This is a genomic window from Seohaeicola sp., assembly GCF_048006315.1.
Classification (GTDB): domain Bacteria; phylum Pseudomonadota; class Alphaproteobacteria; order Rhodobacterales; family Rhodobacteraceae; genus Seohaeicola.
Map to the genome: position 1 here is coordinate 251,403 of NZ_CP180350.1, position 20,402 is coordinate 271,804.

Annotated in this window: 18 protein-coding genes and 1 pseudogene; 9 read left to right on the plus strand and 10 right to left on the minus strand. The window is 63.6% G+C overall.

The window, feature by feature from the left end:
• Nucleotides 1–31: 31 nt before the first annotated feature.
• From ACMUJL_RS01385 to ACMUJL_RS01395, 3 genes are read right to left on the minus strand one after another with little or no spacing between them, the layout of a single operon-like run.
• On the minus strand, nucleotides 32–559 hold the full coding sequence (locus ACMUJL_RS01385) for a gamma carbonic anhydrase family protein (RefSeq protein ID WP_068295231.1): 528 nt from the start codon (nucleotides 557–559) through the stop codon (nucleotides 32–34).
• Nucleotides 556–1,197 carry a guanylate kinase gene (gene gmk / locus ACMUJL_RS01390; RefSeq protein WP_068295229.1) on the minus strand — a complete coding sequence of 214 codons (642 nt, stop codon included), beginning with the start codon at nucleotides 1,195–1,197 and terminating at the stop codon, nucleotides 556–558. The genes ACMUJL_RS01385 and gmk overlap by 4 nt, the downstream gene beginning before the upstream one ends.
• Nucleotides 1,198–1,221: 24 nt before the next feature.
• The gene (locus ACMUJL_RS01395; protein ID WP_375570990.1) at nucleotides 1,222–2,100 is read right to left on the minus strand and encodes a YicC/YloC family endoribonuclease; all 879 of its coding nucleotides are present in this window, start codon (nucleotides 2,098–2,100) and stop codon (nucleotides 1,222–1,224) included.
• Between the two features lie 320 nt (nucleotides 2,101–2,420).
• Here ACMUJL_RS01395 and ACMUJL_RS01400 point away from each other — a divergent pair, with 320 nt between their 5' ends.
• Entirely contained in the window at nucleotides 2,421–3,152 is a 732-nt protein-coding gene (locus ACMUJL_RS01400; protein WP_375570988.1) for a PAS domain-containing protein, read from the plus strand.
• Nucleotides 3,153–3,225: 73 nt separating this feature from the next.
• Here ACMUJL_RS01400 and ACMUJL_RS01405 read toward each other — a convergent pair whose 3' ends face one another.
• Nucleotides 3,226–4,596 (minus strand): class II 3-deoxy-7-phosphoheptulonate synthase, encoded by a 1,371-nt coding sequence (locus ACMUJL_RS01405; protein WP_375570986.1) that lies wholly within the window; start codon nucleotides 4,594–4,596, stop codon nucleotides 3,226–3,228.
• Between the two features lie 205 nt (nucleotides 4,597–4,801).
• On the opposite strand from ACMUJL_RS01405, the gene ACMUJL_RS01410 reads away from it, so the two are divergent.
• Nucleotides 4,802–5,806: a GlxA family transcriptional regulator gene (locus ACMUJL_RS01410; protein WP_068295218.1), complete on the plus strand. Its 1,005-nt coding sequence runs from the start codon at nucleotides 4,802–4,804 to the stop codon at nucleotides 5,804–5,806.
• Between the two features lie 13 nt (nucleotides 5,807–5,819).
• Here the strand turns inward: ACMUJL_RS01410 and ACMUJL_RS01415 are convergent, their stop codons facing one another.
• Nucleotides 5,820–6,932 (minus strand): PQQ-dependent sugar dehydrogenase, encoded by a 1,113-nt coding sequence (locus tag ACMUJL_RS01415; protein WP_375570984.1) that lies wholly within the window; start codon nucleotides 6,930–6,932, stop codon nucleotides 5,820–5,822.
• Between the two features lie 213 nt (nucleotides 6,933–7,145).
• On the opposite strand from ACMUJL_RS01415, the pseudogene ACMUJL_RS01420 reads away from it, so the two are divergent.
• From ACMUJL_RS01420 to ACMUJL_RS01440, 5 genes and pseudogenes are all read left to right on the plus strand, one after another.
• Nucleotides 7,146–8,331, plus strand: a pseudogene (locus ACMUJL_RS01420) (ABC transporter substrate-binding protein).
• A 94-nt stretch (nucleotides 8,332–8,425) separates the two neighbouring features.
• Complete coding sequence (locus ACMUJL_RS01425) at nucleotides 8,426–9,208, plus strand: ABC transporter ATP-binding protein (protein WP_068295216.1); 783 nt, start codon at nucleotides 8,426–8,428, stop codon at nucleotides 9,206–9,208.
• Entirely contained in the window at nucleotides 9,205–10,035 is an 831-nt protein-coding gene (locus ACMUJL_RS01430; protein WP_375570981.1) for an ABC transporter ATP-binding protein, read from the plus strand. The genes ACMUJL_RS01425 and ACMUJL_RS01430 overlap by 4 nt, the downstream gene beginning before the upstream one ends.
• Nucleotides 10,036–10,038: 3 nt before the next feature.
• Nucleotides 10,039–11,049, plus strand: a complete 1,011-nt coding sequence (locus ACMUJL_RS01435) for a branched-chain amino acid ABC transporter permease (protein WP_068295214.1) — start codon at nucleotides 10,039–10,041, stop codon at nucleotides 11,047–11,049.
• Complete coding sequence (locus ACMUJL_RS01440; protein WP_375570978.1) at nucleotides 11,046–12,347, plus strand: branched-chain amino acid ABC transporter permease; 1,302 nt, start codon at nucleotides 11,046–11,048, stop codon at nucleotides 12,345–12,347. The genes ACMUJL_RS01435 and ACMUJL_RS01440 overlap by 4 nt, the downstream gene beginning before the upstream one ends.
• A gap of 71 nt (nucleotides 12,348–12,418) precedes the next feature.
• Here the strand turns inward: ACMUJL_RS01440 and ACMUJL_RS01445 are convergent, their stop codons facing one another.
• Nucleotides 12,419–13,975 carry a helicase HerA-like domain-containing protein gene (locus ACMUJL_RS01445; RefSeq protein ID WP_375570976.1) on the minus strand — a complete coding sequence of 519 codons (1,557 nt, stop codon included), beginning with the start codon at nucleotides 13,973–13,975 and terminating at the stop codon, nucleotides 12,419–12,421.
• A gap of 475 nt (nucleotides 13,976–14,450) precedes the next feature.
• Between ACMUJL_RS01445 and ACMUJL_RS01450 the strand changes: the two genes are divergently transcribed.
• On the plus strand, nucleotides 14,451–15,047 hold the full coding sequence (locus ACMUJL_RS01450) for an invasion associated locus B family protein (protein ID WP_375570974.1): 597 nt from the start codon (nucleotides 14,451–14,453) through the stop codon (nucleotides 15,045–15,047).
• A gap of 70 nt (nucleotides 15,048–15,117) precedes the next feature.
• Here the strand turns inward: ACMUJL_RS01450 and ACMUJL_RS01455 are convergent, their stop codons facing one another.
• From ACMUJL_RS01455 to ACMUJL_RS01470, 4 genes are read right to left on the minus strand one after another with little or no spacing between them, the layout of a single operon-like run.
• A complete protein-coding gene (locus tag ACMUJL_RS01455; RefSeq protein ID WP_068295208.1) occupies nucleotides 15,118–16,326 on the minus strand; it encodes a beta-ketoacyl-[acyl-carrier-protein] synthase family protein in 1,209 nt (402 codons plus the stop codon).
• Nucleotides 16,323–16,586, minus strand: coding sequence for an acyl carrier protein (locus ACMUJL_RS01460; RefSeq protein WP_375570972.1), 264 nt, complete (start codon nucleotides 16,584–16,586; stop codon nucleotides 16,323–16,325). Before ACMUJL_RS01460 ends, ACMUJL_RS01455 begins: the two co-directional genes overlap by 4 nt.
• 56 nt (nucleotides 16,587–16,642) lie before the next feature.
• Nucleotides 16,643–17,734: a UDP-3-O-(3-hydroxymyristoyl)glucosamine N-acyltransferase gene (gene lpxD, locus ACMUJL_RS01465; protein WP_375570970.1), complete on the minus strand. Its 1,092-nt coding sequence runs from the start codon at nucleotides 17,732–17,734 to the stop codon at nucleotides 16,643–16,645.
• 28 nt (nucleotides 17,735–17,762) lie between these two features.
• Entirely contained in the window at nucleotides 17,763–19,466 is a 1,704-nt protein-coding gene (locus tag ACMUJL_RS01470) for a L,D-transpeptidase family protein (RefSeq protein WP_416914088.1), read from the minus strand.
• A 320-nt stretch (nucleotides 19,467–19,786) separates the two neighbouring features.
• Between ACMUJL_RS01470 and ACMUJL_RS01475 the strand changes: the two genes are divergently transcribed.
• Nucleotides 19,787–20,356 carry a YcbK family protein gene (locus ACMUJL_RS01475; protein ID WP_068295204.1) on the plus strand — a complete coding sequence of 190 codons (570 nt, stop codon included), beginning with the start codon at nucleotides 19,787–19,789 and terminating at the stop codon, nucleotides 20,354–20,356.
• Nucleotides 20,357–20,402: the final 46 nt, after the last annotated feature.

Consider the following 20,402-nt stretch of genomic DNA (forward strand, 5'->3'; position numbering starts at 1 on the left):
TATCCCCGCCGGAGGCATCCGGCAGCGGCCATCAAAGCGGCGCCAGACCCTTTGCAAAGCGGCGCATATTGGCCTGGTAGCCCAACGCCGAGCGGCGCAGACCTTCGATCGCGGCCGCGTCCAGCTGGCGCACCACCTTGCCCGGCGTACCCATGACCAGCGATCCTTCGGGGATCTCCTTGCCCTCGGTGATCAGGGCCCCTGCCCCGATCAGGCAGTTCCTGCCGATCTTCGCGCCGTTCAGCACGGTGGCGCCCATGCCGATCAGGCTGTTGTCGCCGATGGTGCAGCCATGCAGCATGGCCTTGTGCCCGATCGTGCAATTCACGCCGATGGTCAGCGGATAGCCCATGTCGGTATGCATCACCGTGTTTTCCTGCACATTGCTGCCCGCGCCGATCCGGATCTCTTCGTTGTCGCCGCGCAGCGTCGCGCCGAACCAGACCGAGGCGCCGCTTTCCAGCACGACATTGCCGATCACGTTCGCATCGGGTGCAATCCAGAAATCCCCGTCCTCGGGCAGTTGCGGGGCGATTCCGTCAAGGGTGTAAAGCGTCATGTGCGGTCCTCGAATTCCTTGTTGAGACGGCGAACGGTATCGACCAGTCCGGGCTGCTGCGACAGGCGCAGCCGTTCGGCGCTGACGATGGTCTTGAGCCGGTCGAAGGTTGCGTCCAGATCGTCATTGACCAGCACGAAATCATATTCCGGCCAATGGCTGATCTCGTCGCGCGACTTGGTCATGCGGTTGTCGATCACCTCGTCGCTGTCCTGCCCGCGCGAGCGCAGGCGCCGTTCCAGTTCGGGGATCGAGGGGGGCAGGATGAAGATCGACAGCACATGCTTGCCAAGGCTTGAATTGCGCACCTGCTGGCCACCCTGCCAATCGATATCGAACAGCACGTCCTGACCCGCCTCGATCGCGGCGGCGACGGGGCCCTTGGGGCTGCCGTAGAAATTGCCGAAGACCTCGGCATGTTCCAGCATCTCGTCGCGCGCGACCATCTGCTCGAATTCCGCGCGGCTGTGGAAATAGTATTCGCGGCCATGTTCCTCGCCGGGGCGCGGGGGCCGCGTCGTGGCCGAAACCGAGAAGCGGATCGAGGGATCCCAGTCGCGCAGGCGCCGCGCCAATGTGGACTTGCCCGCGCCCGAAGGCGAGGACAGGATGATCAGAAGCCCGCGTCTGTGTTCCATCGTCTTGTCTTTCCTGCCCTGGCCTTACTGGATGTTCTGGACCTGCTCGCGCATCTGGTCGATCACGGTTTTCAGGTCCAGCCCGATCCGCGTCAATGCCTTGTGCTGCGATTTGGAGCACAGGGTGTTGGCCTCGCGGTTGAATTCCTGCATCAGGAAATCCAGCTTGCGGCCCACGGGCTCGGGCGCGCCCAGCAGGTCCTGCGCCGCCGTCACATGGGCGCGCAGGCGGTCCACCTCTTCGGTCACATCCGCCTTGACCGCGATCAGCGCCAGTTCCTGGGCGACGCGGCTCGGATCGACGCCCGCGCCATTGTCCAGCACGCGGGCAAGGTTCGTGCGCAGGCTCTGGGCCATCTCGGCGGCCCGCGCCTCGGTCGCGGCGGCGATCTGGTCGACCAGCGCCGTGATCTGCGCCAGCTGCGCCGTGATCACCGTCTGCAGGGCGCGGCCTTCGGTGCGGCGCATGTCAAGGAAATCGGCCAGGACCGTTTCGAAATCCGCGACCAGCGCCTCGAGCAGCGGGCCGGTCTGGGCATCAAGGCTGCGGATTTCCAGCACACCGCGCAGGTTCAGGATATCGGCGGCGGTCGCGGGGGCCAGGGACAGGCCCGCTTCCATCGCTTCGGCCTCGACCTGCGCCATGGCCGCGATGACGGCATTCAGACCGGCGGGATTGACGGCCAGTTCGGCCTGCCCTTCGTCGCGTGCAAGGCGCAGGTTCAGGGTGACGTTTCCGCGCCCCACGGCTGCGGTCACCCGGGCGCGAAGCCGCGCTTCCAGCTCGTCGATCCAGTCCGGCACGCGCAGGCGCAGGTCCAGCCCCTTGCCATTCACGCTGCGCATGTCCCAGGCCCAGCTGGCGCCCAGTGCCGCCCCCTTGGCCGTGGCGAATCCGGTCATCGACTCTATCACGCTGGCATCTCCCCCGGTCTGCGTCTTCCGCGTCTGCGGTCATCCGGTCGATCCCCTAGCCGTTTCGGCCTGAAACAGCAAGCACGCGCCGGGCCAGCACCGCGCCCGAGCCGCGACATCTCATCCCGCGGTCCGGTCCGGCAGAGGTTAACCACATGTTGTGAAATCGCATCCGATTTTCGGAAATTCATGGCATGTTAAGACAACAGTAACCTTCCCGGCTGCATCATCGCGCAAGACCTGTTCCGTCCACGCTGCTGCAGTCAGGGGCAACCCGAACCGGCGTTTGCCGGGCAGGAACGATTGTCATGCGCAACGACTACACCGCGCCCGCAAAGGGCCAGGACAACAATGTGATCGCGATGAGCAGCCACCGTCCCGCCGCGCGTTTTCCCCATATCGCCCAGGTCGAGGCCTATTGGGACGCCCTGCGCGGCGCGCGGCTGGTGCCGGACAGGTCAGAGGTCGATCCTCGCGGCATCGAGCGCGCCCTGGAATATGCCTTCATCCTGGAACAGGTGGCGCCCGGCGTCGCGCGGCTGCGCATCGCGGGGGGGCATCTGTCCGATCTGCTGGGCATAGAGGTGCGCGGCATGCCGCTGAGCGCGTTTTTCGCGCCCGAGGCGCGTATCGATCTGGCATCGGCACTCGAAGAGGTCTGCACCACGCCAAGCATCGCCACGCTCTCGCTGCAGGCCGAGACAGGGATCGGCAAGCCCGCGCTGGAGGCGCGACTGCTTTTGCTGCCGATGACGGATTCCTTTGACCGGATCACCCGGATCCTGGGATGTCTGGACAGTCAGGGCGGTGTCGGGCGCGCCCCGCGCCGTTTCGCGATCACGGCACGGCTTCTGCGTCCGCTTGTTGCGGCGGATGCCGCCCGCCAGTGGCCACAGTCTGCGCCACAGTCTGCGCCACAGTCAGCACCCCAGACTGCGGACAGTGCAGCCGAACATGGGTTTGCGGAAACACCTGCGCGATTTACCCCCGCGGCGCCGCGCCGCGTCGATTACCTGCGGCTGGTCCGCACGGATCGCTGAGGTCAATGAAAACGGCAGGCCAGGGGCCTGCCGTCATCCATTCATCTGTGCCGCTGTCGTCAGAGGCTGGCTGTCAGACAGCCGCCTGCGCCTGGCGATCTGCGCGCAGGCTGGACAGTTCCTCGGCCACGAGGAAGGCCAGTTCCAGCGACTGGCTGGCGTTCAGGCGCGGATCACAGGCGGTGTGGTAGCGATCTGACAGATCCTCGTCGCTGACCGCGCGCAGGCCGCCGGTGCATTCGGTCACGTCCTGGCCGGTCATCTCGAAATGCACGCCGCCGGGGATCGTGCCCTCGGCCTTGTGGACGGCGAAGAACTCGCGCACCTCGCGCAGCACCGCATCGAAGGGCCGCGTCTTGTACCCGCTGGAGGACTTGATCGTGTTGCCATGCATCGGGTCGCAAACCCACAGGACATTCGCGCCCTCGTCCCGGACCGTCTTGATCAGGCGCGGCAGGTGTTCACCCACCTTGCCCGCGCCGAAACGCGCTATCAGCGTCAGGCGACCGGCCTCGTTCTTCGGGTTCAGCTTGGCCATCAGGATCTTGAGGTCTTCCGAGGTCATCGAGGGGCCGCATTTCAACCCGATCGGGTTCAGCACGCCGCGGCAGAACTCCACATGGGCGCCATCGGGCTGCCGGGTGCGGTCGCCGATCCAGATCATGTGACCCGACCCCGCCAGCCACTTGCCCGAGGTTGTGTCAAGCCGGGTCAGCGCCTCTTCGTATTCCAGCAGAAGTGCCTCGTGGCTGGTGTAGAAATCGACTGTCTGCAGCGTATGCGCCATTTTGCTGTCGATGCCCGCCGCCTTGATGAAATCCAGCGTGTCGCTGATCCGGTTGGCCATGTCGCGGTATTTCGCGGCCTTTTCTCCCTCGGTGAAGCCCAGCGTCCAGCTATGGACCTGATGCACATCCGCATAACCGCCGGTCGAGAAGGCGCGCAGCAGGTTCAGCGTGGCGGCCGCCTGCAGATAGGCCTGCAGCATGCGCTGCGGGTCGGGCTTGCGCGCCTCAGGCGTGGCGGCCAGATCGTTGATGATGTCACCACGGTAAGACGGCAGTTCCACCCCGTCGATCACCTCGGTCGGGGCCGAACGCGGCTTGGCGAACTGGCCCGCCATGCGGCCCACCTTCACCACCGGCACCTTGGCGCCATAGGTCAGTACCATCGCCATCTGCAACATCACCTTGAAGGTGTCGCGGATCGCATTCGCGCTGAACTGTTCAAAGCTTTCGGCGCAATCGCCGCCCTGCAGCAGGAAGGCTTCGCCGCGCGCGGCTTCGCCCAGCACGGCTTTCAGCTTGCGCGCCTCTCCGGCGAACACGAGCGGCGGATACTTGGACAACTGCGCCTCGACCGCTGCCAGGGCAGCATTGGCGGTATAGTCGGGCATCTGGATCCGGGGGCGGTTGCGCCAATCGGTTTTCTGCCACTCGCTCATGTCTGTCTCTCCGCCAAAGCCGTTCAGTGCGGCTTCTATACAAAAGCCACGGGGCGCATGCCACAACCGATTTTCACCCTGAAGTGATTTGGCGACGCGAAAGGGTCGCGTTTTGGCGTAAATGCGCGTGTTCAGACCGTGGCGACCCTTGATGATGACCTACAAACCTGTTCAATTACGATGCAAAGATCATGGAGCGTTCCCGATGCCCTCGCCACGCCAGTTGGCCAAAGACCCCCTTACCGCAACGGCACCGCGGCGTTTCGTTTTCGTATTGCTGGATAATTTCACGCTTCTGAGCTTTGCCTCGGCGCTGGAAAGCCTGCGCATCGCCAACCGGATGCTGGAACGGACCGCTTACAGCTGGATGCTGGTCGGCGAAGGCGGCACCCGCATGCGTTGTTCGGCGGGCACCGAGTTTCAGCTGGATGGCGACCTGATCGAACTGACGCGCGATGACGTGGTCGTCGTCTGCGGTGGTGTGGATGTGCAGAAATCGACCACGAAAAAGGTGATTTCCTGGCTGCGCCGCGAGGCACGCAAGGGCATGCTTCTGGGCGGGCTTTGCACGGCCAGCTATGCGCTGGCCAAGGCCGGGTTGCTGGACGGCAAGCGCGCCACCATCCACTGGGAGAACCAGGACAGTTTCGCCGAGGAATTCGAGGAGGTCGAGTTGACCAAATCGGTCTTCGTGATCGACGGCAACCGCTTCAGCACCGCGGGCGGCACATCGTCGATCGACCTGATGCTCAAGCTTATCGCGAATGATCATGGCGAGGATGTCGCCAATCTGGTCGCCGATCAGTTCATCTATTCCTCGATCCGGACCGATCAGGACACGCAGCGCCTGTCGGTGCCCACGCGAATTGGAGTGCGTCACCCCAAGCTCAGCCGGGTGATCCAGATGATGGAAAGCCATATCGAAGAGCCGATAAGCCCCTCGATCCTGGCGCGCGACGTGGGCATGTCGACCCGGCAGCTGGAGCGGCTGTTCCGCCGTTACCTGACGCGCAGCCCCAAGCGCTATTACATGGAATTGCGGCTGCAGAAGGCGCGCAACCTGCTGATGCAGACGGATATGAGCGTGATCAACGTGGCGCTGGCCTGCGGCTTTGCCTCGCCCTCGCATTTCTCGAAATGCTACAGGGCGCATTACGACACCACGCCCTACCGCGAACGCGGCAGCCACGCCACACGTCTGTCGATCTGATCGCGCCTCAGGCTCAGGGCGCGATGCGGTAGACGGTGCCGCGTGCTTCGCTGATGAACCAGACCGAACCGTCCGGCGCTTGCCGGATGTCGCGCACACGCTCGGTTTCGCGGCCCTTGATCTGTTCGACCTCGCGCAGCGGACTGCCCGAAAGCCGCGCGATGTAGTCGAACTTGAGCGAGCCGACCAGCATGTCGCCGGACTGGCCCGGCCCCCCGCGCCCGGCCTCAAGGACAGCCATGCCCGATGGCGCGATGGAAGGGTCCCAATACATCACCGGCTGTTCCATGCCGGGTTTGGCCGTGCCCTCGCCTATTTTCAGACCGGAATAATGCCGCCCGTAGGAAATGACGGGCCAGCCGTAATTCGCGCCGCGCTGCACGCGGTTCACCTCGTCGCCGCCGCGCGCACCATGTTCGTTGATCCAGAGCTGGCCCGCCGCGTCCAGTGTCGCGCCCTGCGGGTTGCGATGCCCCCATGACCAGATTTCGGGCTGCGCACCTTGTTGGTTCACGAAGGGATTGTCGGCGGGAACCGATCCATCGCGATTGATGCGGATGATCTTGCCGTTGTGGCGCGACAGGTCCTGTGCGGCATCGTCATCGCCGCGATCCCCGATGGTCAGGAAAATCGTGCCGTCCCGCCCTTCGACGATGCGACCGCCGAAATGGCGCGGGCCGGCGGAACCTGGTGCCATCTCGAACAGGATCCGCAGGTTCTGCAGTTGCGTCCGGTCGCGCGACAGCCGGGCCACGGCCAGCGCTGTGCCTTCGGCGCGGCCCTGCGGCTTGGCAAAGCTGAACAGGATCTCGCCGCTGCGGGAAAAATCGCGGGGCACCAGCACATCCAGCAGACCGCCCTGCCCGTTCGCGCGGATCGCGGGCAAGCCGCTGACCTGCTGGCGCCGCCCCTGTGCCGGGATATGCCACAAGCGCCCTTCGCGTTCGGTCACAAGTGTTCCGCCATCCGGCAGAAACCCGATGGACCAGGGTGTCTCGAACCCCTCTGCCATGACCGATACGTCAAGGGCGCGCCCCTGGCTGTCCAGGGCATGGGCGGGACATGTCATGCCGAAACCGGCGACGAGCGCGATCATGATCGCGGGTAACTGCAACCGGAGTTTCATGGCGCTTCTCCTCGTGTTTGGCCTCTTGTCAGGGGTGACGCAACGGCATGTGGGGCGTGGTCAGATCTAGCACGAAACACCTGCGTGCGCAGGGCCCGGAGAAGGCACGAAAAGTCGCATTCGCGTGATCGCCCTGAGCGTATTGCGCTTTTCTTTTGATCAAAGAGCAAATAACCTGCGCGCTGGAGTTTGGTTCCAATATGGGAGAAAAAAATGAAAAAACTGCTTTTGGCCACCGCCGCTTCCGCCCTCATGGTCGGTGCCGCGTCGGCACAGGAGATCAAGATCGGTGTCATTCTGGGCTTCACCGGCCCGCTTGAATCGATCACGCCGAACATGGCCGCTGGCGCCGAATTGGCGATCGCCGAAGTCAACGCCGCAGGCACGCTGCTGGATGGCGCGACTGTCACGGCAGTACGCGGCGATTTCGACCTGCATCGACGCCGGTGCAGCCACCGCCGCAGCAGAGCGTCTTGTGACCTCCGAGAACGTGGCCGCGATCATGGGCGCCGACTGCTCGGGTGTGACCGGTGCGATCCTGCAGAACGTCGCGCGTCCCAACGGTATCGTGATGGTGTCGCCCTCGGCCACCTCGCCGGGTCTGTCGACCGCAGAAGATGATGGCCTGTTCTTCCGCACCGCACCGTCGGATGCGCGTCAGGGCGTCGTGATGACCGAAGTCATCATGGATCGCGGCATCAAATCCGTGGCGCTGACCTATACCAACAACGACTACGGCAAGGGTCTGGCCGACGCCTTCGCTGCGGCCTTCACCGCAGCCGGCGGCACCGTGACCATCAATGCCAGCCATGAAGACGGTAAGGCCGACTACTCTGCCGAAGTCGCGGCGTTGGCATCCGCCGGTGGCGAGGTTCTGGTCGTGGCCGGTTATACCGACCAGGGCGGCAAGGGCATCATCCAGGCCAGCCTCGACTCGGGTGCCTTCGACACCTTCGTTCTGCCCGACGGCATGGTTGGCCAGCAGCTGGTCGACGATATCGGTTCGGGTCTGACCGGCTCGTTCGGCCAGTTCCCCGGTACCGACAGCGCAGGCGCCGAAATGTTCCAGAAGATGGCTGCTGAAGCCGGCTTCGAAGGCACCTCGGCTTTCGCGCCCGAAAGCTATGACGCGGCGGCGCTGATCATGCTGGCGATGCAGAAGGCCGGTTCGTCCGCTTCGGCCGACTTCAAGGATCACATCATGGATCTGGCCAACGCACCGGGCGAGGAAATCTTCCCCGGCGAACTGGCGAAGGCGATCGAGATCATCAAGGCCGGTGGCGACATCGACTATGTCGGCGCAACCGCCGTCGAACTGATCGGACCCGGCGAATCCGCGGGCAACTACCGCGAGATCGAGATCAAGGACGGCAAGATCGAGACCGTGAACTTCCGTTGATCTGACGTTGCGACAACCTGCGGCGCGGGGGCTTCCCCCGCGCCGTTTGCATAAGATAAAGGCACGCCGCAACAACAGTGCCGGGGGAAAAGGTATGATAAAGGTCGACAACGTCGTGAAGACGTTTGGCGGTTTCCGTGCCGTCGACGGTGCCTCGCTCGAGATCGCGCAGGGCGCGATCACCGGGTTGATTGGCCCCAACGGAGCGGGAAAGACCACACTTTTCAATGTGATCGCGGGCGTCCTTAAGCCGACATCCGGCAAGGTCACCATGCTGGGCGAGGATATCACGGGTCTTGCTCCGCATGACCTGTTTCACAAGGGCCTGCTGCGCACCTTTCAGATCGCACATGAATTCGGATCGATGACCTGCCGCGAGAACCTGATGATGGTGCCGGGCAACCAGTCGGGCGAGACATTGTGGAACACATGGTTCGGCCGCAAGCGCATCGCGGACGAGGAACGCGCCCTGCGCGCCAAGGCCGATGAAGTGCTGGAATTCCTGACCATCAGCCACCTGGCCGAACAGAAGGCCAGCCAGATTTCAGGCGGTCAGAAAAAGCTGCTGGAACTGGGTCGCACCATGATGGTCGACGCCAAGATCGTTTTTCTGGACGAGGTCGGCGCGGGCGTGAACCGGACGCTGCTGAACACGATCGGCGATGCGATCATCCAGTTGAACAAGGAACGCGGCTATACGTTCGTGGTCATCGAACATGACATGGATTTCATCGGTCGCCTGTGTGATCCGGTGATCTGCATGGCCGAAGGCAAGGTTCTGGCCGAGGGCACCCTGGCCGAGATCAAGGCCAACGAACAGGTGATCGAGGCCTACCTCGGGACCGGTCTGAAGAACAAGGACAAGGTGGGCGCATGAGCAACAGCAACCCCTATCAGGATGATCGCGGCAACAAGGACCGCTCGATCACCAATCCGGGCGGACAGGGCACGGCCGAAGTGCGCCGCAAGAGCGGCCCCGTCACTGCCGCCCCCGATACCCCCTTTCTAATCGGCGAAAGCATGACCGGCGGCTATGGCAAGGGCCCCGACATCCTGCATGACTGCACCATCGCGGTGGATCGCGGCGAAATCGCCGTGATCGTTGGCCCCAATGGCGCGGGCAAGTCGACGGCGATGAAGGCCGTGTTCGGCATGCTGGACGTGCGCTCGGGGCGGGTGCTGCTGGATGGCGAGGATATCACCACGCTGACGCCGCAGGACCGGGTGATCAAGGGCATGGGCTTCGTGCCCCAGACGCATAACATCTTCACCTCGATGACGGTCGAAGAGAACATTGAAATGGGCGCCTTCATCCGCACCGACGATTTCCGCGACACGATGGCCCAGGTCTATGACCTGTTCCCCATCCTCAAGGAAAAGCGCCGCCAGCCGGCGGGTGAGTTGTCGGGCGGGCAGCGTCAGCAGGTGGCCGTCGGCCGTGCCCTGATGACGCGACCCAAGGTCCTGATGCTGGACGAGCCCACGGCAGGTGTCAGCCCCATCGTGATGGACGAGTTGTTCGATCGCATCATCGAAGTGGCACGCACCGGCATTCCGATCCTGATGGTCGAACAGAACGCGCGTCAGGCGCTCGAGATCGCGGACAAGGGTTATGTCCTCGTGCAGGGGCGCAATGCCTTCACCGACACCGGCAAGGCCCTGATGGCCGATCCCGAGGTCCGCAGATCGTTCCTGGGGGGCTGAGGCATGGATCTTCTCAACGCATTCATCACGCTGGCGAATTTCGTCATCATCCCGGCCATTGCCTATGGCAGCCAGCTGGCGCTTGGCGCGCTTGGCGTGACGCTGATCTATGGCATCCTGCGGTTCTCGAACTTCGCCCATGGCGACACGATGGCCTTCGGCACCATGGTCACGATCCTGATCACCTGGCTGTTCCAGGCCTGGGGCATCAGCCTGGGCGTTCTGCCCACGGCGCTTCTGGCCCTGCCCTTCGGCATCGCGGGCTGTGCGGCCTTCGTGCTGCTGACGGACCGGGCGGTCTATCGTTTCTACCGCACGCAAAAGGCCAAGCCCGTGATCCTGGTGATCGTCTCGATGGGTGTGATGTTCATCATGAACGGTGTCGTGCGTTTCATCATCGGGCCGGACGATCACAACTTTTCGGATGGCGAGCGTTTCATCATCTCTGCGCGCACTTTCCGTGAACTGACGGGCCTTCAGGAAGGTCTGGCGATCCGCACCTCGACGGGCATCACCGTGATCACCGCCGTGGTGGTCGTGGCGCTGCTGTTCTGGTTCCTCAACAAGACCCGGACCGGCAAATCCATGCGTGCCTATTCCGACAACGAGGATCTGGCGCTGCTGTCGGGCATCAACCCGGAACGCGTTGTGCTGGTGACCTGGGTGATCGTTGCCGCGCTGGCGACGGTTGCGGGCACGCTTTACGGTCTGGACAAGAGCTTCAAGGCCTTCACCTATTTCCAGCTGTTGCTGCCGATTTTCGCCAGCGCCATCGTGGGCGGTCTTGGCAGCCCGGTCGGCGCGATCGCCGGGGGCTTCGTGATCGCCTTTTCCGAGGTGACGATCACCTATGCCTGGAAGAAGGTCATCGTCTATGTGCTGCCCGACGGCATGGGGCCTGACGGGTTGGTGCAGCTTCTGTCCACCGACTACAAGTTCGCGGTCAGCTTCATCATCCTGCTGGTCGTGCTGCTGTTCCGCCCGACGGGCCTGTTCAAGGGGAAATCGGTATGAACGCGATGGTCAAGAACACCGGCCTCTTTGCCCTGGTCGCCCTGCTGATCGTGATCACGGGCATCATGCAAAGCTGGAATACGGCGCTGCTGATCCTGAACATGGGGCTGATCAGCGCGATCATGGCGCTAGGGGTCAACCTGCAATGGGGCTTTGCCGGGCTTTTCAACGTCGGCATCATGGGCTTCGTGGCCCTTGGTGGCCTTGCCACCGTGCTGATCGCCATGCCGCCCACGGAAGGTGCATGGGCCGCTGGCGGTTACGGGATCGTGCTGGGCCTTCTGATGGGGGCGGCCACGATCGTGGCGGCTGTCATGGCCTGGGCGCGTCTGCCCAAGGGGCGCGTGCGCAGCCTTGCGGTCCTGGCGATCCTGATTGTCGGTTTCTTTCTTTACCGGGCGGTCTTCGATCCTGCTGTGTCGGCGGTCGAGGCGATCAACCCGGCATCGACCGGAAACATCGGCGGTCTGGGCCTGCCGATCCTGATGGCCTGGCCCGTGGGCGGGTTGCTGGCGGCGGGTGTGGCCTGGGTGATCGGCAAGACGGCGCTTGGCCTGCGCTCGGACTACCTGGCCATTGCGACGCTGGGCATCGCCGAGATCATCATCGCCGTGATGAAGAACGAGGACTGGCTGGCGCGCGGGGTCAAGAACGTGATCGGCCTGCCCCGCCCCGTCCCGCTTGAGGTCGATCTGCAGCGCGATCCCGAATTCGTGGAACGCGCGGCCAGTTTCGGCATGGATGCGGTCACGGCTTCGACCATCTATGTAAAGCTGGAATATGCGGTACTGTTCGCGGTGGTGCTGATCATCCTGCTGTGGATGGCGCAGAAGGCGCTGAATTCCCCCTGGGGCCGGATGATGCGCGCGATCCGCGACAATGAAGTGGCCGCCGAAGCCATGGGCAAGGATGTCACGCGCCGCCATCTGCAGGTCTTCATCCTGGGGTCGGCCATCTGCGGCATCGCCGGTGCGATGATGACCACGCTGGACGGGCAGCTGACCCCCGGCACCTATCAGCCGCTGCGCTTCACTTTCCTTGTCTGGGTGATGGTGATCGTGGGCGGGTCGGGCAACAACTTCGGCTCGGTCCTGGGCGGTTTCCTGATCTGGTTCCTCTGGGTGCAGGTGGAACCGATCGGCCTGTGGCTGATTGGCACGCTGACGTCGGGCATGGCGGATGGGGCGCTCAAGGCGCATCTGATGGACAGTGCCGCCCATATGCGTCTGTTCACCATGGGGCTGATCCTGCTTCTGGTGCTGCGTTTCAGCCCGCGTGGTCTGATCCCCGAAAAGTAAGGGGCACCCACCGCAATCAAAAGGCCCGCGCGGATCGCTCTGCGCGGGCCTTGTTCATGGATGCTTTCGGGTCAGCGCCCGCGAAACAGGCTGCCCAGGATGCCGCGCACGATGCGGCGCCCTGTCGTGCCTTTCAGCTCCTTGATCACGGCATTGCCCAAAGCCTCGCCAAAGCCCTCGGGTTCGCGGGTGCGGCTGCGTGAGGATGTGCTGCGGCTGCGGCTGGCGGGCGCGTCGGCTTGGTAACGTCGTGCGGCCTTGAACTCGCGCTCTTCCTCGGCGGCGCGGGCTTCGGCGGCGGCGGCCTCTTCGGCCTCGCGCGCGGCGTCTTCGGCGATGCGTTTCAGCGCCTCATAGGCGGAATCGCGATCCAGCGGGGTCTCATATTTGCCGAACAGGTCCGATGTGCGGATCAGCGCCGTGCGTTCCGCAGCGGTGACAGGGCCGATCTGCGAGGATGGCGGCCGGATCAGCGTCCGCTCGACCATGCCGGGAATGCCCTTTTTCTCAAGCATCGAGGTGACAGCCTCGCCCACGCCGACCTCGCGGATGGCCTGTTCGGTATCGAACCGCGGATTGGTGCGATAGGTCATCGCGGCGCGGCGCAGTTCCTGCTGGTCCTTGCCGGTGAACGCGCGCAGCGCATGCTGCACCCGGTTGCCCAACTGACCCAGGATCGTGTCCGGCACATCGCCGGGGCTTTGGGTGATGAAATAGACGCCGACCCCCTTGGAGCGGATCAGGCGGGCCACCTGTTCGACCTTTTCAACCAGGGCCTTGGGCGCATCATTGAACAGCAGATGCGCCTCGTCGAAGAAGAAGACCAGCTTGGGTTTGTCCGGGTCGCCTACCTCGGGCAGGGTTTCGAACAGTTCCGACAGCAGCCACAGCAGGAAGGTTGCATAAAGGCGCGGGCTTTGCATCAGCTTGTCGGCGGCCAGGATATTGACCATGCCGCGCCCATCCGCATCGCAGCGCATCAGATCCGCCAGTTCCAGCGCGGGCTCTCCGAAAAAATGCGTGCCGCCCTGGTTTTCCAGCACCATCAGGCGGCGCTGGATCGCACCCACCGATGCGACGGCGATATTGCCATAGCGCAGAGACACCTCGTTCCGGTTCTCGCCCAGCCAGACCAGAAAGGCCTGAAGATCCTTCAGATCCAGCAGGGCCATGCCCTGTTCATCGGCAAGGCGGAACGCGATGTTCAGGATCCCTTCCTGCGCCTCGGTCAGTTCCAGCAGCCGGCTGAGCAGCAGCGGGCCCATCTCGGCCACGGTGGTGCGCACGGGATGCCCCTGCTGGCCGAACATGTCCCAGAAGGCAACGGGAAAGGCGCCATAGGCGAAATCGTCAAAACCGATCTTGACCGCACGTTCGCTGAAGGGCTGGTGCAGCTTGCCCGCCGGATCACCCGGCATGGCCAGCCCCGACAGATCGCCTTTCACGTCCGACATGAAGACGGGCACGCCCGCGGCGGAAAAGCTTTCGGCCAGGATCTGCAGGGTCACGGTCTTGCCGGTCCCGGTCGCCCCCGCGATCAACCCGTGCCGATTGGCATAGCGCAACAGCAGCCATTGCTTTTCGGCATAGCCTTCACCCCCGCCACCAATAAAAATCGCATCTTCCATGCCCTGCCCCCTGTCACTGTTGCCTTGCTTGCACGCGCTGTGTCGCGTTTCGCTCTGAAGATACATTCTTAACTTTCTTCCGCCATAGTGAAACCTGCCCCGCGTCGCTTTCCTTGCGGTTTGGGGCTTTTCCTCCCTGTCAGACTGGCCGCATCCCCGGATGCGGCCTTTTTTCCGATCAAGTCAGAATTGTGAACGCTTGCCTGTTGACCGATGGAAGAATTCAAATTAGCGTGACGGCAATGACTAAGTCGGCCAGTCCGACGGGGAGAAAAAAATAGGAAGAAGGGGCCGTTAGGCTCCTTTTTCTTTTTTGTATCCTATGGTTGTGTTGCTATCTTCATGTTGGTCGCGATGGGCAGGTTTTCGCCCTAATGTCGGTTGACGCGGCGTGTCGCGTAGTTCCGCACTGACAATGCCGAGTGGGCATGATAGAGCCCCGGCAACACGGCTTTCAGAAACAGGACGGGACCACATGCCCAGAATTTTGACAGGAATTTCCCTTATCGCGGCGCTGGCCTTGGTCAGCCCGGCCCATGCCCAGGACACCACCCAGACCCCTGCCGCCCCGGCGGACCAGGGTCTGGCCATGGGCGAGACGGTGCAGGACGGCCCGCAGGTCGGCCAGCCCTATATCCGCGAGGTGTCCGGTGACTGGTCGCTGGAATGCCTGAAGCTGGAAGAAGGCGAAGAGCCTTGCCAGCTGTTCCAGACCATGACCGATGGCGAGGGGAACCAGGTGTCGAACATGCGGATCTTCAAGCTGCCGGCCGGTGGACAGGCCGTGGCCGGTGCGCTGGTTGCGGTGCCGCTGGAGACGCTGCTGACCGCGCAATTGACCATCACCGTCGATGGCGCGCAGCCCAAGCGCTATCCTTTCTCGGTCTGTGACCGTCAGGGATGCTATGCGCGGATCGGTCTGACCGCCGAGGATATCGCATCCTACAAGCGCGGCGCCTCGGCGACCGTGACGCTTGTGCCCTTCGTGGCCCCTGACGAGCGTGTCGAGGTCAAGCTGTCGCTGTCGGGTTTCACGGCAGGGTTCGACAAGGTGACCGTCCCCACCGAATGATGTCGGGCCAATTGGCGATGACCAACAAGGCCGCCCCGCAAAGGGCGGCCTTTTGCGTGGCGCGGCCGCCTCAGATGCGGCGCAGGGCCAGAACCGCGTTCAGCCCGCCGAAGGCGAAGGCATTGGACAGGGCCACTTCCACCTTTGCCTCGCGCGCCTCGTTCGGGACAACATCCAGCGCGCATTCGGGATCGAATTCCTCGTAGCCGATCGTGGGCGCGATTACCCCGTCGCGCAGGGCCATGATGCAGGCCAGCAGTTCCACCGCCCCTGTGGCGCCGATCAGATGCCCGTGCATCGACTTGGTGGACGAGATCATCAGCCGGTCCGCATGCGGGCCGAAGACATCGGCCACCGCGGCGCATTCCGTCTTGTCATTGGCGGCGGTGCCGGTGCCATGGGCGTTGATATACCCGACCTTGTCCGCCGAGATCCCGGCATCGCGCAGCGCACCCGATATCGCGCGCGCCGCCCCCTGCTTGGAGGGCATGACGATATCGGCGGCATCGGATGACATCGCAAATCCCGCGACTTCGGCCAGGATCTGCGCCCCGCGCGCGCGGGCATGTTCGAAATCCTCGAAGACGAAGATCCCCGCCCCTTCGCCCTGCACCATGCCGTTGCGATTGGCCGAAAACGGGCGGCAGGCGTCCTTGGACATGACGCGCAAGCCTTCCCAAGCCTTGATGCCGCCGAAGCACAGCATGGATTCCGATCCGCCGGTGATCATCACCGGGCTCATGCCCGTGCGCACCATCTGGAAGGCCTGCGCCATGGCGTGGTTCGACGAGGCGCAGGCGGTCGATACCGTGAAACTGGGGCCGCGCAGGTTGTATTCCATCGACACATGCGAGGCGGCCGCATTCATCATCAGCTTGGGCACCACGAAGGGATGCACACGGTTCTTCCCTTCCTCGTAGACGGCGCGGTAATTGTCATCCCATGTGCTGACCCCGCCCCCGGCCGTGCCCAGTACGACGCCGGCCCGATTGGCCAGATCGCCGCTGAATTCCAGCCCGGACTGTCCGATCGCCTCGCGCGCGGCCATCAGGGTAAACTGGGTGAACCGGTCATAAAGCGTCATCTGCTGGCGGTTGAAATGGCCTTCGGCCTCGAAGCCCTTGATCTGGCCGCCGATCTGGATCGACAGACGTTCCACGTCGCGAAATTCAAGCTGGCCGATACCGCATCGCCCCTCGCGCATGGCCGCCAGGGTTTCGGGCACATCATGCCCAAGTGCGTTGATCGTGCCTGCGCCGGTGATGACGACCCGGTTCACGCGCTGTCCCGCTCGGCCACCAGTTTTTCGATCCCGGCGATGATGGCCGCGACCGAGGAGATGTCGAAATCGGATTTCTCGGGTTCGTTGGCGTTGAAGGGGATCGTGATGTCGAAGGCTTCCTCGATCGCGAAGATGCTTTCGACCAGGGCCAGGCTGTCGATGCCCAGATCCTCGAGCGTGCTGTCAACCGTGACATCCGAAGGTTCCAGCACGGCCTGTTCGGCAATGATGGCGATGACCTTGTCCTGAATGCTCATGATAACGCCCTTCAACTTTGGCCGACGCGCGGCCGGTCTGATATTGCGGTGCCGATTTAGTCACTCTTGTCCGACTTGAAAACAGCTTTCTGGATCGCCGCGACATCGCGGAAGAGGCGCGGCAGACGGCGCAGCGCCTTGTAGCTTTCGATGTGGCTGTCCATCTTGACGGCCGGATAGCCCAGCATCACCCGGCCTGCCGGCACGTTGGACATGACCTTGGTCGCACCACCGGTGATCACGTTGTCGCCGATGAAGAGGTTGTCGCCCACACCGGTCTGCCCCGCCAGCACGACGTTGTTGCCCACCTGTGTCGATCCCGCGATGCCCACCTGCCCGCAGATCAGGCAGTCATTCCCGATGACCACGTTATGCCCGATATGCACAAGGTTGTCGAATTTCACCCGGTCGCCGATACGCGTGTCGCGCACCGTGCCCCGGTCGATGCAGCTGTTGGCGCCCAGTTCCACATCATCGCCGATGGTCACGCTGCCCAGTGAATGAATGCGCGCCCAGGATTGCGCCGCGACCGTGCCCTGATCGCCAAGGGTGGCGCGGGCCTTTTCCACGCCAGAGGGTTCGGGTGTGACGAAGGAAAAGCCGTCAGCGCCCACGACCGCGCCCGGATGTGCAAAGAAGCGCGTGCCGATGGTCACGCGCGCCCCGAGGCGCACGCCCTCGCGCAGAAAGGCACCTTCGCCCAGAGTCACATCAGCGCCGATATAGCATTGCGGCCCGATCACCACGCCCGCCCCGATCCGGGCGCGCGGCCCGATCACCGCAAGGGCGCCCACGCTGACCCCCTCGCCGATCTCGGCGGTGGGGTCGATCACGGCCGAGGGATGGACGCCGTCGCCAAACCCCTCGCCCTTGTCCATCATCGCGCTGAGACCGGACAAGGCATAGCGCGGGCGCGGTGCGACGATCGCCGCCTCAAGCCCCATCGCCTGCCAATCGGCCCCGGCCCAGAGCATTGCGGCGCGGGCCCGGCCCTGGGGCAGAGATTCGGCATATTTGGGTGACATCGCCAGCGCCAGGTCATCCGGTCCCGCCGTGCCCGGTTCGGCCACGGCCTGCACGCGCAGGTCGACCGCACCAAAGGCCTCGGCCCCAAGGGCCGCCGCGATTTCCTTTACCGTATAGGCCATGCTGCCCCCCGTTCCTGACGGGGCAGATTTACCCCTGAACCGCGCGCAGTTCCACCCCTGCCCGTTCCAGCGCTTCCCATATCTTTGTGTCACGTTCGTAAACATCGCGGCGGAAATTCGTCCGCCCCTTCGGATTGGTGAAGGCGGTGCGGTAGATCAGGTGCACCGGCACGGGTTCGACCAGGTTGACACGGGTCTGCGTGCCGGAATCCAGGATCCGGTCGAAGAAGGTCTTGGGGTCGGCCTCCTGCCGCGCCAGCAGGGCATAGGCAAAGTCATGCGGATCGTTCAGGCGCACGCAGCCATTGGAATAGGCCCGGCTTTCGCGTGAAAAAAGGCTCTTGTCCGGGGTGTCGTGCAGATAGATCGCATAGGGGTTGGGGAACATGAACTTGACCGTCCCCAGTGCGTTGGACCGGCTGGGCGGCTGGCGCAGGTTGTAGGGAAAGGTGCGCGCCGTATAGCGCGAGAAGTCGATGTTGCCGCGCGGGATGACCCGGCCACGGGCATCGGTCACCTGCAGATGCGACAGCGCATTGGGGTTGCGTTGCAGCGCCGGCAGGTAATCGCGCTGGATGATTCCCGTGGGCACGGTCCAGTCCGGGTTGATCTCGAGATAGGTCATCAGGTCCGAGAATTCCGGCGTGCGCTTGGCCGGATCGACCGCACCGATCACCGACCGGGTCTGAAAGGTGATCTTGTCATCGTCGATGATCTTGGACTGGAAATCGGTCAGGTTGACCAGGATGTGCCGCTTGCCCCGCTCGGCGCCCAACCAGCGCTCGCGCTCCATCGCGACGATCACGGATTTCAGACGGTCCTCCACGGGAATGTTCAGCTCGGACAGGGTGCTTGCTCCGGCCACGCCATCGGCGGTCAGGCCGTGATCGACCTGAAAGGTCTGCACGGCCGCCTGGATGGTGCCGTCATATGTCACGCTGGCGCTGCGGTCGAGATAGCCCATCGCGACCAGCCGGTTGCGCAGCGCGATCACATCGGGACCGCTTTCGCCGGGCTTGAGCGCCTTTGCCCCGACCGTCGGCCCCCATCCGCCCACAGCCATCAGCGCCTCGAGGCGCATCTTTTCCTTCATCAGCCGGTTGTACTCGGCCGTGGCCGGCGCAAGCGCGCGGAAGAACGTGGCAGGATTGCTGGTCGAAAAGGCATTCAGCACCGAGAAGCGATCCTGGTAGGTCACCTTGCGCACGATGCCGCGGTCAACCTCGGCGGGAACAAGGATGCCGGAATGCAGATCGCGGGCGATCCGCAACAGGCTGCGCGACAGTTCGACTTCCAGAAGGCCCAGTTCGCGCGGGGTGCGTGCCTTGCGCATCGCCTCCATCAGGGCCGGGCCGTCATAGCGCGCGGCGGGCGATCCATGAGCGGGCGCCTCGGCGATGGCCATCATTAGGGCGCGCCGACGGGCGGTATCGGCATCCGAGTCGCCGGTCCAGATCGGGGTATAGCCGTTGGTCTGGTAGAAGGTCGCGATGGCCGCATCCTTCGACGCGGCTTCGGCCACGGCCTGCCGGAACATGTCGATCCGCGTCTCTTCGCGGGCCTGCGCCAGGGATTGGACCTGTTCGGGTGTCAGCGATTGGGCCTGCAGAGCCGGGACCTGAGCCAGATTCGCCGCCGTTGCGACCGCAAGTGACAGCATCACGACTGCCAGTCGCCCCCGGCGGGGGCGATCGGTCATTGCGGTGTTCGGGGCTGCGGCGACGCCAGACATTGCGTTCCTCACTCTGTAAATGTCAAAACCTTGTATTCCCATGTGAAAACAGCCGTGGAATTTGTCCACTCACATTTTGTCATGGGGCATCGCAGATCGTGGGGTGGTGCACGCTTGCATCGCTTGGCCGGGAATCCGTGCCGCCGGGCCCCGATTGGCGAGTTTTTGCCGAAAAGGGCTTGCGAGTGGAAAAACTGCGAATTCACGGGTTGGTTCATGATTCCTTATCTGCCATAGATTACGCATCATCTGGGGATGGATGGCAGAACCCCCGTGTAACATCACGGGACCACAGGCAAGCGACGGGACAGACGCGTACCATGACTGACGACACCTCCTCGAGCATTTCGCGGCGCAGCCTTCTTGGTGTTTTCGCGGCAACGGCTCTGACAGCGGCTCCGACCTACTCCAGTGCAGCAGGCTTCCTGCGCCGCAGCGGTGATATCCGGCGTATCAAGATGTATTCCGGGCGGACCGGCGAAAGGCTGGACACGATCTATTGGGTCGAAGGTGAATACATCAAGGACGCCGTGGCCGAGATCAACCATTTCATGCGCGACTGGCGGACCAACGACATCAAGAACATGGATCTGCGCACCATCGACATCATGGCCGCTGCGCATAACCTGCTGGATGTGAACGAACCCTACCTTCTGCTGTCGGGCTATCGCAGCCCCAAGACCAACGCGATGCTGCGCTCCAATTCGTCGGGTGTGGCGCGCAACTCTCTGCATCTGCAGGGTCAGGCGGCTGACCTGCGTCTGGCGTCCCGCTCGGTCGGGCAGATGGCACGCGCCGCCGCCGCATGCCGCGCCGGGGGCGTGGGCAGCTATTCGCGTTCGAATTTCGTGCATATGGATTGCGGCCCGATCCGCAGCTGGGGCCGCTGACGCCCCGCGTCACGGCCGCTTTTCCGCCATCGTCAATCCACTTTGC